The 13,795-nt window shown below is 64.7% G+C and carries 11 protein-coding genes; 7 read left to right on the top strand and 4 right to left on the bottom strand.

All coding sequences use genetic code 11. The features are described from left to right. Positions 1 to 23 precede the first annotated feature (23 nt). The gene (locus ACX12D_RS05560) at positions 24 to 620 is read left to right on the top strand and encodes a c-type cytochrome (protein WP_459373944.1); all 597 of its coding nucleotides are present in this window, start codon (positions 24 to 26) and stop codon (positions 618 to 620) included. 986 nt (positions 621 to 1,606) lie between these two features. Here ACX12D_RS05560 and ACX12D_RS05555 read toward each other — a convergent pair. Together ACX12D_RS05555 and uraH are read right to left on the bottom strand one after the other, a co-directional pair. Beyond that, complete coding sequence (locus ACX12D_RS05555) at positions 1,607 to 2,812, bottom strand: urate hydroxylase PuuD (protein ID WP_441639511.1); 1,206 nt, start codon at positions 2,810 to 2,812, stop codon at positions 1,607 to 1,609. A gap of 31 nt (positions 2,813 to 2,843) precedes the next feature. Then, a complete protein-coding gene (gene uraH / locus ACX12D_RS05550; protein WP_043344662.1) occupies positions 2,844 to 3,197 on the bottom strand; it encodes a hydroxyisourate hydrolase in 354 nt (117 codons plus the stop codon). Between the two features lie 313 nt (positions 3,198 to 3,510). Between uraH and ACX12D_RS05545 the strand changes: the two genes are divergently transcribed. From ACX12D_RS05545 to ACX12D_RS05525, 5 genes are all read left to right on the top strand, one after another. Next, the gene (locus ACX12D_RS05545) at positions 3,511 to 4,254 is read left to right on the top strand and encodes a GntR family transcriptional regulator (protein WP_459373218.1); all 744 of its coding nucleotides are present in this window, start codon (positions 3,511 to 3,513) and stop codon (positions 4,252 to 4,254) included. Positions 4,255 to 4,404: 150 nt separating this feature from the next. Continuing rightward, entirely contained in the window at positions 4,405 to 5,811 is a 1,407-nt protein-coding gene (locus ACX12D_RS05540; protein ID WP_441639512.1) for a nucleobase:cation symporter-2 family protein, read from the top strand. A gap of 48 nt (positions 5,812 to 5,859) precedes the next feature. Beyond that, entirely contained in the window at positions 5,860 to 6,810 is a 951-nt protein-coding gene (puuE, locus tag ACX12D_RS05535) for an allantoinase PuuE (protein WP_459373943.1), read from the top strand. Positions 6,811 to 6,831: 21 nt separating this feature from the next. Next, on the top strand, positions 6,832 to 7,350 hold the full coding sequence (uraD, locus tag ACX12D_RS05530) for a 2-oxo-4-hydroxy-4-carboxy-5-ureidoimidazoline decarboxylase (RefSeq protein WP_459373217.1): 519 nt from the start codon (positions 6,832 to 6,834) through the stop codon (positions 7,348 to 7,350). Positions 7,351 to 7,625: 275 nt separating this feature from the next. Beyond that, positions 7,626 to 8,711 carry a porin gene (locus ACX12D_RS05525; protein WP_459373216.1) on the top strand — a complete coding sequence of 362 codons (1,086 nt, stop codon included), beginning with the start codon at positions 7,626 to 7,628 and terminating at the stop codon, positions 8,709 to 8,711. 125 nt (positions 8,712 to 8,836) lie between these two features. On the opposite strand, the gene ACX12D_RS05520 is transcribed toward ACX12D_RS05525, so the two are convergent. Further along, positions 8,837 to 9,718 (bottom strand): LysR substrate-binding domain-containing protein, encoded by an 882-nt coding sequence (locus ACX12D_RS05520; protein ID WP_459373215.1) that lies wholly within the window; start codon positions 9,716 to 9,718, stop codon positions 8,837 to 8,839. A 180-nt stretch (positions 9,719 to 9,898) separates the two neighbouring features. Between ACX12D_RS05520 and ACX12D_RS05515 the strand changes: the two genes are divergently transcribed. Beyond that, positions 9,899 to 11,428, top strand: coding sequence for an MFS transporter (locus ACX12D_RS05515; protein ID WP_459373214.1), 1,530 nt, complete (start codon positions 9,899 to 9,901; stop codon positions 11,426 to 11,428). On the opposite strand, the gene ACX12D_RS05510 is transcribed toward ACX12D_RS05515, so the two are convergent. Then, positions 11,425 to 13,560: a TonB-dependent receptor gene (locus ACX12D_RS05510; protein WP_459373213.1), complete on the bottom strand. Its 2,136-nt coding sequence runs from the start codon at positions 13,558 to 13,560 to the stop codon at positions 11,425 to 11,427. The two genes, ACX12D_RS05515 and ACX12D_RS05510, sit on opposite strands and share 4 nt — an antisense overlap. Positions 13,561 to 13,795 lie beyond the last annotated feature (235 nt).

Below are 13,795 nucleotides of genomic sequence, written 5' to 3'. Positions count from 1 at the left end.
CCCATCTGGCCTATCTGTCCTATCTGGCCCGGCCCCGGCAGTTGGCGCTGCCGGGGCCGGCGCTTTTGGCGGGCCTGCTGCTGGCAGCCGTCGCCGGCAACGCGCACGCCGATCCCGGCGCCGGCAAGCGCAAGGCCGAATCGTGCGTCGCCTGCCATGGCCCGATGGGCAACGCCAGCAATCCACTCTATCCGGTGCTGGCCGGCCAGACCGCGCGCTACATCTACCTGGAACTAAAGGATTTCAAGGAAGGCCGGCGCAGCGACCCGATGATGACGCCGATGGCGGCGCCGCTGTCGCGCGAGGACATGCTCGACCTGGGCGAATATTTTGCCGCGCAGAAACCCATCGCCTCGCAGTTCAAGGCCGACGGGCAAAAAGTGGAAGCCGGCAGGAAGAAGGCCGAGGAAGTGCTCTGCACCACGTGCCATCTCGGCGGCTTTGCCGGGCAGAATGAAATCCCGCGCGTGGCGGGGCAACAGTATGCCTATATCGTCAAGCAGCTCGAAGACTTCCGCTCGCGCAAGCGGACTAATGATGCGGGGAGTATGACTAGCGTGGCTCGCGGGCTGTCGGATGCGGATATTCAGAATCTTGCTAGTTATATTGCTAATTTTTAGTTAGGTTTTTTGGGGGGGCTGGGGGGCATACGGCATCGCTCTGTGGGGTTGGTTGCTGTTTCTTTGAGCGGCGATGGTTCTTGCACCCAAGGGCCATACGACATCCCCCTGCGGGGGCTGCCGGTCACTCTTCTTTGCGTCGGCAAAGAAGACTAACGAGAAGAAAGCCGACCCTGCCGGGTGCAGAGCAATCGCGAGTGCGCAGGACGCTGGTTTCGTCGTATGGCCAGCGGTTCTGCTCGCATCTGCCGGTACCGGCTTGACTGGCCACGAATCTGCTATTGCCAGGGATGCGTGGTGGGGCCCCCGGTAGTGGAATCCGTGCCCATTCGCCAATCTGCCGTTACCGGCGCGCGCCATCACGACACATCGGCTGCCAATGGTTTCGTGGTGGGGCGGGCGCGGTGGTCAGGGTCTTGGGCATATCAACCCGGTGCCACCGCGCCCACGACGGAACCGGTGCGTCTGCAACTTCGTGGCCGGCCACTCCGCGAGCGACAGACGGCTTGAAGCACGTGATGTCCGCTACCGGGGGGCTCACCACGTATCCCGGAAGCTGGCAGGTTCGTGGTCAGTCAAGCCGGTACCGGCAGATGCCTGCCGACACTCCGGGCCGTACGACGCAACCACCGAGGCCCAAATAGCCTTATTGCTCTGCGCCCGGCAGGGTCGGCTTTCTTCTCGTTAGTCTTCTTTGCCGACGCAAAGAAGAGTGACCGGCAGCCCCCGAAGGGGGATGTCGTATGGCACTTGGGTGCAAAAGCCATCGCCGCTCAAAGAAACAGCAACCAACCCAGCAGGGCGATGTCGTATGCCCCCCAGCCCCCCCAATCCACAACTCGTAAACAAAAAAACGGGGCTTTCGCCCCGCTCAAACCCTCGTCGGTCCGGACCTCCGGCCATCAACAACATAGCCACCGGACCGCCGATCACCGATGCTCGGTAATTGGCCCGCCTCTCGGCCGGGCCCGTTGATCTCTATCGAATCAGTTGGTGGTCTTGGCGCCTGCCTCGAACCACTGGCCCAGCAGCGCGCGCTCGTCATCCGTGATCTGCGTGACGTTGCCAAGCGGCATGGCCTTTTGCTGCACCGCCTGCTGGTAGATCATCTGCGCATGCGCCTTGATCTCGTCGGCGGTATCGAGCTTGATGCCCTTGGCGGCGCTCGGCATCATCTTTGGCGCCGCGGCATGGCACTGGATGCAGCGCGAGTTGATGACTTCCTGCACCTTGGTGAAGCTCACCTGCGCGGGCGCTGCACCGTCCTTGCTGGCGACCACCTCACGCGGCACCGGCGCGATCATCACCGCGACCACCGCCAGCACGGCTACGCCGGCAGCGGGCCACGCGACGTTGATCTTGCCCTTGTGCTTGAGGATGAAGAACTGGCGAATCAGCACACCAGCCAGCATGATCAGCACCAGCACGGCCCAGTTGTACTTGTAGCTGTAGGTCATGCTGTAGTGGTTCGACAGCATGGCGAACAGCACCGGCAGCGTGAAGTACGTGTTGTGCACGCTGCGCTGCTTGGCGTTCTTGCCGTGCACCGGATCCACCGGATCGCCCGCGCGCAGCGCGGCAACCACCTTGCGCTGCCCCGGGATGATCCACACCAGCACGTTGGCGCTCATGATGGTCGCGATCATCGCGCCGGTCAGCAGGAATGCCGCGCGGCCCGAGAACACGTGGCACGCCACGAACGCGGCCAGCGCCACGTAGATCGCCACCAGGATGCCGACGGTGCGGTCGCTCTTGCCGAACACGCGGCAGATGCAGTCGTACACCACCCAGCCCACGCCAAGATACGACAGCGCAAACCCGATCGCCGCGCCCGGCGACATGTCCATCACGTTCTTGTCGATCAGGAACGTGCTGGCGTTGAACAGGTACAGCACCACCAGCAGGCCGAAGCCGGTCATCCAGGTGGAATAGGACTCCCAGTAGAACCAGTGCAGGTTCTCCGGCAGCGTCTTGGGCGCGCTCAGGTATTTCTGCGGGTTGTAGAATCCGCCGCCGTGCACCGCCCACAGCTCGCCGCCCACGCCTTTCTCCTGCAGGTCGGGGTCGTCGGGACGGGTCAGGCTGTTGTCCAGCCAGACGAAATAGAACGAGGAACCGATCCACGCGATCGCCGTGATGACGTGCACCCAGCGCAGCAGCAGATTGGCCCAGTCGAGGATATAGCCTTCCATGTCTTGTCTCCTTTATTGCCCGCTGCCGCGCTTAGCTGCCACGGTAGGTCGAGTACGACCAGGGGGAGACCAGCAGCGGCACGTGGTAATGCGCGCTGGTGTCGGCAATGCCGAAACGCAGCGTCACCACGTCGAGGAATGCCGGCTCGGGCAACTTGGTGCCCTGGGTGCGGAAATAATCGCCGGCGCCGAATTCGAGTTCGTACACCCCGACCGCCATGGTGTCGCCATCCAGCAGGGGCTGGTCGCAACGGCCATCGTGGTTGGTGACGACTGTCTTCAGCGTCTCCTTACGATTGTCGACAATTTTATGCAGGGTAATCGACATGCCGGCGCCGGGCGTGCCGGCTGCGGTGTCGAGTACATGTGTGGTCAAGCGTCCCATCCTGTTATTCCTTAGGGCTTTGGGTTGTGAGAGGCGCCGCTGCCTTCACTAGCACCATTTGTGGGAATGGTGCCCGCTCGGTACGTATTTCTAACGCATCCCGGCGCTGGACTGGTGCATGGCGACAATGCTTCGCACCACTCCGGATGGCAACTCAGGAATTACCCTGACTTGTCGAAAACCTAGCTCGGTTTTGTTGACAATATTGCCGTGCTAACCAAATAATTGTCAACAATTTTTGGGGCGCGCCACTCTGCTTCACCCCGCTCAGACGGCGCGCTGCTCCCCTCCTCACCGATACGCTGGTGCCAAGATGTCCAAGAGTCTCAAGCTGATCGCCGGTGCCGATGACACCGCCGCCCCGACCGAAATCAAGCCCGCCCGCAAGGGCTCCGTCGAGGAGCGCATGTATCACGAGATCTATGACGCGATCATGGAGCACCGGCTGCCCCCGCGCACCAAGCTGACCGAGCACTCGCTTTGCGAAATCTATGCCACCGCGCGCCACACGGTGCGCAAGGTGCTGGCGCACCTGGCCGCCGACGGCATGGTGGACCTGGAGCCCAACCGCGGCGCCTTTATCGCCAGCCCTTCAACCGATGAGGCGCACGACATGTTCGAGCTGCGCCAGATGCTGGAGCGCGCGGTGCTGGAGAAGCTCGCCAGCATGCGCGACGTCAAGCGCGTGATCGCGCCGCTGCGCAAGATGGTGGAGGCCGAGCGCCAGGCCTTCCTCACCAATGAGCGGCCCAAGTGGATCCGCCTGTCGGCCGAGTTCCATACCGCGCTGGCCGAGCTTTCGGGCAATGCGCTGCTGGTCACCATGATGCGCCGGCTGGTGTCGCGCACCACGCTGATGATCGCCAGCGTCGAGGCGCCGGGCAACAACGCCTGCTCCTTCGACGAACACGAAGAGATCCTCGACGCACTGGAACAGGGCGATGCCGCCCTGGCCCAGAGCCGCATGGCGCACCATCTCGGCGCCTGCGCCGACCGCGTGCAGCCCGATGAACCGGGCAATTTCGATCTTCGCAGCGTGCTGGGTCACTCCACCTAGCAGGTTGTTCCCGCTGCCAATCTGCGGCCAAGGCCCGATTCCTGCTCATGAGAAACGCGTCCCCGACGATGCGCGAAGCCGGAGTCACATACCGAGAGCCACCCCGCCCGGCAGCGTTCCCATCAAATCCAAAGGAGAGGAGACACATTCATGACTAGCGCTAGCACCACGGTCACAACGGACCAAACCAACGAGCGGCTGCCTTCGGGCCGGCTGCTTGCGCTCGGCCTGCAGCACGTGCTGGTGATGTATGCCGGTACCGTCGCGGTGCCGCTGATCATCGGCGGCGCGCTCAAGCTGCCCAAGGATCAGCTCGCCTTCCTGATCAATGCCGACCTGTTCGCGGCGGGCCTTGCCACGCTGATCCAGGCTTTCGGCTTCTGGAAGTTCGGCATCCGCATGCCGGTCATGATGGGGGTGACCTTTGCCTCGGTGGCGCCGATGATCGCCATCGGCTCCGACCCCAACGTGGGCCTGCTGGGCATCTACGGCGCGGTGATTGCCGCGGGGGTGTTCGGCATCCTGGTGGCGCCGCTGATGGGACGCATGCTCGGGCTGTTCCCGCCCGTCGTCACCGGCACGGTGATCACGCTGATCGGGGTATCGCTGATGCGGGTGGGCATCAACTGGGCGGCCGGCGGCCAGCCCACCACCCGTGCCGTGATCGACGGCGTGGTCAAGGATGTGCCAAACCTCGCCTATGGCGACCTGGGCAACCTGGGCATCGCGGCGCTGGTGCTGGTGGCGATCCTGTTGCTGAGCAAGTACGGCCGCGGCCTGATCTCCAACTGCGCGGTGCTGCTTGGCATCGTGATCGGCACCCTGGTGGCGATGGCGCTGGGCAAGGTCTCCTTCGAAGGCCTTAACGACGCCAGCGCGATCGCGCTGATCACGCCGCTGCACTTCGGCATCCCGACCTTCGACCTGCCCGCCATCCTGTCGATGTGCGTGGTGATGCTGATCACGCTGGTGGAATCCACCGGCATGTTCCTCGCGCTGGCCGACATCACCGGCAAGCGCCTGTCCAACGAAGACCTGACCCGCGGCCTGCGTGCCGACGGCCTTGGCACCGTGATTGGCGGCCTGTTCAACACCTTCCCTTACACTTCGTTCTCGCAGAACGTGGGCCTGGTGACGGTGACCGGCGTGCGCTCGCGCTATGTGGCGGTGGCCGGCGGCATCATCCTGATCGGCCTGGGCCTGTTCCCGAAGATGGCGCACATCGTGGCCTCGGTGCCGCAGTTCGTGCTCGGCGGCGCGGGCATCGTGATGTTCGGCATGGTGGCCGCCACCGGCATCCGCATCCTGGGCTCGTGCGATTTCAACCGCAACCGTTTCAACCTGTTCATCGTCGCCATCTCGATCGGCTTCGGCATGATCCCGACGCTGGCGCCGACCTTCTTCCAGTACCTGCCCAAGTGGACCGACCCGTTCACCCACAGCGGCATCGTGCTGGGCACCATCGTGGCAGTCGTGCTCAACGTCTTCTTCAACGGCATCCAGTCGCGTGAAGAAGCCATGCGCAACGCCGCGGCCAACTCGCACGGCACGGAATAAGTCCAGCCGGCGGCGGCCGGCACAGTTTCCTGAAGAACCATGACCCTGATGACAAGCCACAACTATCCACGCGATCTGATCGGTTACGGCAGCCAGCCGCCGCACGCCCGCTGGCCGGGCGGCGCGCGCATTGCGCTGCAGTTCGTCCTCAACTACGAAGAGGGCGGCGAAAACAACGTGCTGCACGGCGATGCCGGCTCCGAGCAGTTCCTCTCCGAGATCATCGGCGCGGCGGCTTACCCCGACCGCCACATGAGCATGGAAGGCGTGTACGAGTACGGCTCGCGCGCCGGCGTCTGGCGCATCCTGCGCGAGTTCGAGCAGCGCGGGCTGCCGCTGACGATCTTTGGCGTGTCGATGGCATTGCAGCGCCATCCGGACCTGACCCGCGCGTTCGTCGAGCTCGGCCACGAGATCGCTTGCCACGGCTGGCGCTGGATCCACTACCAGGGCATGGACGAAGCCACCGAGCGCGAGCACATGCGCATCGGCATGCAGATCATCAAGGAGCTGACCGGATCGCTGCCACTGGGCTGGTACACCGGGCGCGACAGCCCCAACACGCGCCGCCTGGTGGTGGAGCACGGCGGGCTGCTGTACGACTCGGACTACTACGGCGACGACCTGCCCTTCTGGACCGAGGTGGAGGTCAGCAACGGCGAGACCAAGCCGCACCTGGTGGTGCCCTATACGCTCGACTCCAACGACATGCGCTTTGCCACGCCGCAAGGCTTCAACACCGGCGAGCAGTTCTTCCAGTACCTCAAGGACGCCTTCGACGTGCTCTACGCCGAGGGCGATCCGCAGGGGCTGGACCGCCCCAAGATGCTGTCGGTCGGCATGCACTGCCGCCTGCTGGGCCGCCCGGGCCGCATGCGCGGGCTGCAGCGCTTTCTCGACTACGTGCAGGGCCACGACAAGGTCTGGATCTGCCGGCGCGTGGATATCGCGCGCCACTGGGCCGACACCCATCCCTACTCCGCACAGAACCACGCATAAGCCGAACCCATAAGCCGAACCATGAGCCAGACCTACACCCTCGACCAACTCAACGCCCTGCCGGCCGCCGACTTCATCCAGGCGCTCGGCGGCATCTATGAACACTCCGCGTGGGTGGCGCAGGCCGCCGCCACGCAGCGCCCCTTCGCCCATGCTGCCGCGCTGGCCGACGCCATGCGCGCCATCGTGGACGGCGCGGGCGATGCCGCCCAGATCAAGCTGGTGCGCGCCCACCCGGAGCTGGCCGGCAAGGCTGCCGTGCGCGGCGAGCTGACCGCCGAATCCACCCGCGAGCAAAGCGGCGCCGGCCTGGACCAGTGCTCCGCGGCGGAGTTCGAGCAACTGCAGTCGCTCAACCGCCAGTACAACGAGACTTTCGGCTTCCCCTTCATCCTGGCGGTGCGCGGCTACGACCGCGCCGGCATCATCGGCGAGTTCGCAAGGCGCGTGAACAACGAACCAGCCGCAGAGTTGCAAACTTGCATCAATCAGATCCACCGCATTGCGCAATTCCGCCTGAACGACTTAGTATCCGGCTGAGCCAAAAAAGCAGCTGTTTCGTTAGCCCTGCGTGATCACTGGTTTACCACTGATTTATCACTGATTCACCACTGACTTACCCATGCTGCTGTAACGGGCAAGCGCCGGACCGAGCCCAGGTCCAGCGCCTGCCCGGCACAAAAAAAGCACCAGAACCAATAAAACGCACAAAGCCCATAGAGCGCACGGCGCTCATGGCGCAAAGAAAGCGAATAGAACCCGTCAGGGACCCAGTACACAAAGAACGCAATGGATCAACCACGGAGAAACCCACAATGCATAAGCAGATCAAGCCGGCCCTCAAGCTGGCAGCGATGGCAGCAGCCCTTTTCAGCGGCGCAGCCATGGCGCAATCCAGCGTCACGCTGTACGGCCAGGCCGACATGTTCGTCGGCGGCGTCAAGAACGTCGGCGCCGCCAACCGCGCCTATGTCGCCAATTCGGGCGGCATGCAGACCTCGTACTGGGGCATCAAGGGCACCGAAGACCTCGGCGGCGGCACCAAGGCCATCTTCGACCTGAACGGCTTCTTCCGCACCGACAGTGGCTCCTCGGGCCGCTTCAACGGCGACTCGATGTTCAGCCGCAATGCATTCGTGGGCCTGCAGAACGACAAGCTGGGCACCATCAAGCTGGGCCGCAACACCACGCCCTTCTTCGTCTCGACCATCCTGTTCAACCCGCTGGTCGACTCCTACGTGTTCTCGCCGATGGTGTTCCACACCTATTTCGGCGCCTCCACGGCCCGCGTGAACGACCCGGGCATCATCGGCGATTCGGGCTGGAACAACTCGCTGCTGTACTCCACGCCGAACTTCGGCGGCCTGACCGCCAACGTGATCTACTCGTTTGGCGAGAAAGCTGGCGCCACCGGCCAGAACAAGTGGGGCGGCAACGTCCTGTACTTCAACGGCCCGTTCGCTGCCACGCTGGCCTTCCAGCAAGTCAAGTTCGACAGCACGCCGGGTGACGTGACCGCGTCGACCAGCCCGCTGCTGGTCGGCTTCAGCAAGCAAAATGCGGTGCAGGCCGGCGTGAGCTACGACTTCAAGATCGTCAAGCTGTTCGCGCAAGGCCAGTACATCAAGTCCGACATCAACAACAACGTCAACGGCGACATCAAGCACACCAACGGCCAGGTCGGCGTTTCGGTGCCGGTCGGCAATGGCAATATCCTGGCGTCCTACGCCTACGACAAGACCAAGAACTCGGTCGCGGACTTCAAGCGCAACACGGTGGCAGTCGCCTACGACTACAACCTGTCCAAGCGCACCGACGTCTACGCCGCTTACTTCTACGACAAGATCACCGACCTGTCGCACGGCGACACCTTCGGTGTGGGCCTGCGCCACAAGTTCTGACGCTTTCCCCTGGTCAACGGGAGCGGGTACGCGCCCGACCCGCCCGACCCGCCCAACCCGCCCTTTCGGCGGGTTTTTTTATGCCCCGCCTGTGCGGCGGCGCGGCACTGGCCCGAGGTGCCGGACTAGGTCTTCCCGTGCCGCAGACCTTGCCTGGGCGGCGGCGCCTGCAGGCTCACCAGCAATTGCCCGAACTCGCGGGCAGCCGGCGTCTTCTCGCCGTCGCTCCAGATCAGCGCAAAATCGGCCGCCGGCAGCGGCGGCAGGCCGTACTGGCCATCCACCACTTTCATCCCCGCCTTGAGGTCGCCGCGGATCTGCACCGAGACGCCGAGCCCTGCCAGCACCGCCGTGCGGATGCCCTCCTGGCTTGGCGACGTAAACGCCACGTGCCACGGTATGGAGGTGCCCTCCAGTGCCGCCACGCCTACCTGCCGGTTGACGCACGGCGAGGGCGACAGCGCGAGCGGCAACGACGCATCCGGTGCGATCTCGAAGGCCTGGGCGGCGGCCCACACGAACTGCGTGTGCTGCAGCACCGTGCCGCCCTCCCCGCCGGGCGCCGACAACACCACGGCAAGATCCAGTTCGCCGGCCTTGATCATCGCGCGCAAGTCCAGGTAAGTGCCCACGCTCACATCGAGACGCACCGCGGGGAATGCCCGGGAGAACCGCGACAGCAGTTGCGGCAGCCGCTCGCCCAGGAAGGTCTCCGGCACGCCGAAGCGCACCACGCCGCAAACGGGAGACGGCTGGAACCGGCGCGAAAGCGCATCGAGCGAGGCCAGGATCTGCTCCGCGTGTTGGAGAAAATCGTGGCCGTCCTCGGTCAGGGTCAGCGTGCGTGTCGTGCGGTACAGCAGCGGCCGGCCCACCTGCTCTTCGAGCCGCCGGATCTGATGGCTGACCGCGGACTGCGTGAGGTGCAGGCGCTGCGCCGCGCGCGTGAAGCCGCCGGTTTCCTTGACGGCCACAAAGGCCCGCAACAGTGTCGGATCGAAATCCATGGCTCCGTATTGATGATAAGTGCTAATGAATCGGAAGAAATTAGATCATTTCTATCATAGCGAGGACTCGCCCACAATGTGCGCCAAGACCGGCGTCGAACACGACGCCATCCGTTCCCCGCAACCGGATTCGCCTGGAAAGCACCATCGATGCGCCTCACTCATTCCCGTAAAAACCAAATGGCACTGGCCGCCGTCTGCCTGGCCGCGCTGATGTTCGGCCTGGAGATCTCCAGTGTGCCGGTCATACTGCCCACCCTTGAGCACGTCCTGCACGGCGGCTTCGGGGACATGCAATGGATCATGAATGCCTACACCATCGCCTGCACCACGGTGCTGATGGCGGCCGGCACGCTGGCCGACCGCTTTGGCCGCAAGCGCATGTTCATTCTCGGCATTGCCTTGTTCGGCATCGCTTCCCTGATCTGCGGCCTGGCGCAAAGCGCCGCGGTGCTGATTGCCAGCCGGTTTCTCCAGGGCATGGCCGGCGGCGCGATGCTGATCTGCCTGGTGGCGATCCTGTCGCATCAATTCCAGCAAGGCAAGGAACGCAGCAAGGCCTTTGGCGCGTGGGGCATCGTGTTCGGGATCGGCCTGGGTTTCGGGCCCATCGTTGGCGGCATGATCGTTGCCGTATCCAGCTGGCAATGGGTGTTTCTGGTTCACGTCCTGCTGGCCGTCCTGACCCTGGCGCTGGTATTCGCGGGCGTGGAAGAGTCGCGCGATCCGCAGGCGGGCAAGCTCGATATCGCGGGCATCGTCACGCTGTCGCTGGCCGTTTTCGGCCTGGCATACCTGATCACGCAGGGACCGGAGGCCGGCGTCTCCCGCGCCGCCGCGATCGGCATGGGGGCCGCGACGGCGGCCAGCTTCGTGGCCTTCCTGCTTGCGGAAAAGCTCAATCCGCATCCAATGTTCGATGTTTCGGTGTTCCGCAGCCGGGACTTCTCGGGCGCGCTGCTTGGGTCCATGGGCATGAACTTCAGCTTCTGGCCATTCATGATTTACCTGCCGCTTTATTTCCACGGCGGCCTGGGCTACGGCAGCGTGGCCGCCGGTTTGTCCTTGCTGGCTTACACACTGCCCACGCTGTTGTTTCCGCCGCTGGGGGAGCGGCTTGCGCTGCGCTACAGGGCCAGCATGGTCATTCCCCTGGGCTTGTTCACGATCGGGCTGGGCTTCATGCTGATGAAGCTGGGCAGCAGCCTGGCGCAGGCAAGCTGGCTGACCCTGCTGCCGGGTTCGCTGCTGGCCGGCATCGGCCTGGGCATCACCAACACGCCGGTGACCAACACCACCACTGGCTCGGTCCCCAGCAGCCGCGCGGGCATGGCGTCCGGCATCGACATGAGCGCGCGGATGATCTCGCTGGCGGTCAATATCGCGTTGATGGGATTCATTCTGGTCGCAGGGATCTCTGCCTATCTGAAGCGTGCCTTTCCGGGGGCGTTCGATACGTTGCAGTTGCGCGCGCTGGCGCAGCGCATTGCCGCGGGCAACCTGGATGCGCCCGGTGCCGCCTTCGCGCAACTGCCCGCCCTGGACCCGTCCGGCGCCGCGCTGCATGCGGCGCTGGTCCATGGCTTTGGCTGGGTGATGCTGTATGGCGGGATTGGCGCGTGGGTCCTCGCCTTGCTCAGCCTGATGGTGTTCGCCCCGGGCAAACGAGGGCGTCAGGCGGTTGCCGATCCCGCGGGCCGCTGCGCTTAGAAGTCCACCGTCATCGCCACCTTGAAGATACGCGGCGCGCCCTGCGTCAGGTAGCCGCCGTAGGTGGATGCCCAGTACGCCTTGTTAGCTACGTTCTCCACCAAAGCCCGCACCGTGTAGCGCTGTTGCGCGGCCTTGAAACGGTAGCGCGCGCCCAGGTCAAAGCGGTTCCAGGAAGGGGTGCTGACCTGGTTGGCCACATCCAGGTACTGGCGGCCGGTCTGCAGGTAGCGGCCCGAGACCGTGGCGCCCGCGAGGAATGGCAGGTCCCATTCCGCGCCGACGTTCAGCGTGTAGTTGGGCACGCCCACAGCCTGGTTGCCGTCGTTGGCCGGCGTGCCGGTGCTGGTCAGCTTGGCGTCGATATAGGCGATGCCGGCCAAGAGGCGCACGCCGCGCAGCGGCTCGCCAAAACCGCTCAGCTCCACGCCGCGGTTGCGCTGCTCGCCGGCGATGGAGAACACGCCGCCCTGGGTGATGCCGACCGGTTGCTTGATCTGGTAGACCGCCAGTGTGGCGCCGAACTTGCCACCGTCCCACTTGACGCCAAGCTCGTCCTGCCTGGACTTGATCGGCGCGAAGACCTCCGTGCGATTGATGGCGGAGGTGGGCGGCGTAGGCCCTTGCGCCAGGCCTTCGATGTGGTTGTAGTACAGCGAGACGCTCTGGATCGGCTTGACCACCAGGCCAAACGCCGGCGACGTCGCGGACTGGTTGTAGTCCGCGGTCTGCACGCCGGTGTAGCTGTAGCCGCGCACGCTGATGTTCTGCTGGCGCACGCCGGCCGTGAGCAAGACACGGTCCTGCAGGAAGGACAGCGTGTCCGAGACCGCGAAGCTGCTCAGGTTGGTCCGGCCCGTCACGCCGGGATCATTCATGTTGCCGCCCGCAAGCGTGGTGGGCGGCCGCGCCACGTCGACGGCGTCGTAGATATTGCTGGGGAAGCTGCCGGAGAACTGGTAGGCAGCGCGCTTGCTGGCCTGCATGCCGGACCAGGCCAGGTTGACCCGGTGCTTGACCGGACCGGTCTCGAACGCGCCGCGCACGCCGATTTCTTCCGACGTGGTATCCGCCTTGTAGGGCACGGTCAGGCGCGTGGCCGCGCCGAAGCCGGAGCCGTTCACGGTGGGCGAGGCGTAGTTGCCGAACTCGTTGCTGTGGTGCGCGCCCAGTCCCGCATAGGCTGTCCAGCGCGGCGCGATATCGACCTCGCCGCGCAGCGTGCCGTAGGTGTCCTCCAGCATGGAGTTGCTCCATGGCTGCGCATAGTTGGCGCTGGGCGACGGCACGGCGGGCACCGTGGTGCCGCTCAGGTAGACCACCGAACGACCCTGGTTGATGGTCTGCTTCTGGTAGCCGAAGTCGGCCGACAGCCTGACCTTGTCACCCTGGTAATCCAGCCCGGTGGTCAACAGGCGCTGCTGCCGGTTCTCCTTGTCGATCGCGGTGTCGCCGCCGCGCGCCATGGCGTTCACGCGCACGCCGAAGCGGTTCTGGTCGCCGAAACGCCGGCCGATGTCGACGTGCCCGCCTGCCTGCGCGTCGCTGGTGTAGTCCAGCGTGGCCTGGGTGACCGGCTGGTCCTTGGCGAACTTGGGCTGCAGGTTGATGCCGCCGCCAATGCCGGTGCCGCCCGGCGATACGCCGTTGATAAAGGCACTTGCGCCACGGAACACCTCCACCCGGTCAAGCCCCTCTACCGCGACCAGCTGGCGCGGCGCGATGCCGTACAGGCCGTTGTAGCCGATATCGTCGCCCGTGAGCTGGAAGCCCCGCACCACGAAGGTCTCGGAGAAATTACCGAAGCCCAGGCTGCTGCGGATGCCCGGATCGTTGGCCAGCACATCGGCAATGCTGCGCGCCTGCTGATTCTGGATCAGCTCGGCGGTGTAGGCGGTGATGCTGAACGGGACATCCATCATGTCCTGGTTGCCCAGGATGCCGACCCGGCCGCCGCGTGCCACCTGGCCGCCGGCGTAAGCGGGCGGCGACTGGTCGGGCGCGGCATCGGCGCGCACGGTGACGGCCGGCAGGCTCCCTGCGGCAGCGGCCTCCTGCGCGAGCGCGAACGACGGCAGGCCACCTGCAACGGCGAGCGCCGCCACGATGGGCCGCAGGCTTGCGGCAGGCATGCAAAGGTAGCGCCCGGGGCGCGCTTGGCGCAGGCGGCGTGATGCGGATGGCAAGGTAAAGCTCCCGATGTTCTCTATGCCGCGAAGGGCATATGGCTGACCCAGAAATAAGCCTCCCGGCCCTGGCGGCGAACGTGGCGGACGTGGCGCGCGAGTGGCCTGGGATGTCGGGCTGGATTATTTCAGAACAAATACGGGCCTGTAAATCGTAATGATAGTTATTATTATTAGCATG

This window comes from Cupriavidus sp. PET2-C1 (genome assembly GCF_054515855.1).
This window is presented reverse-complemented; position numbering and strand designations above follow the sequence as displayed.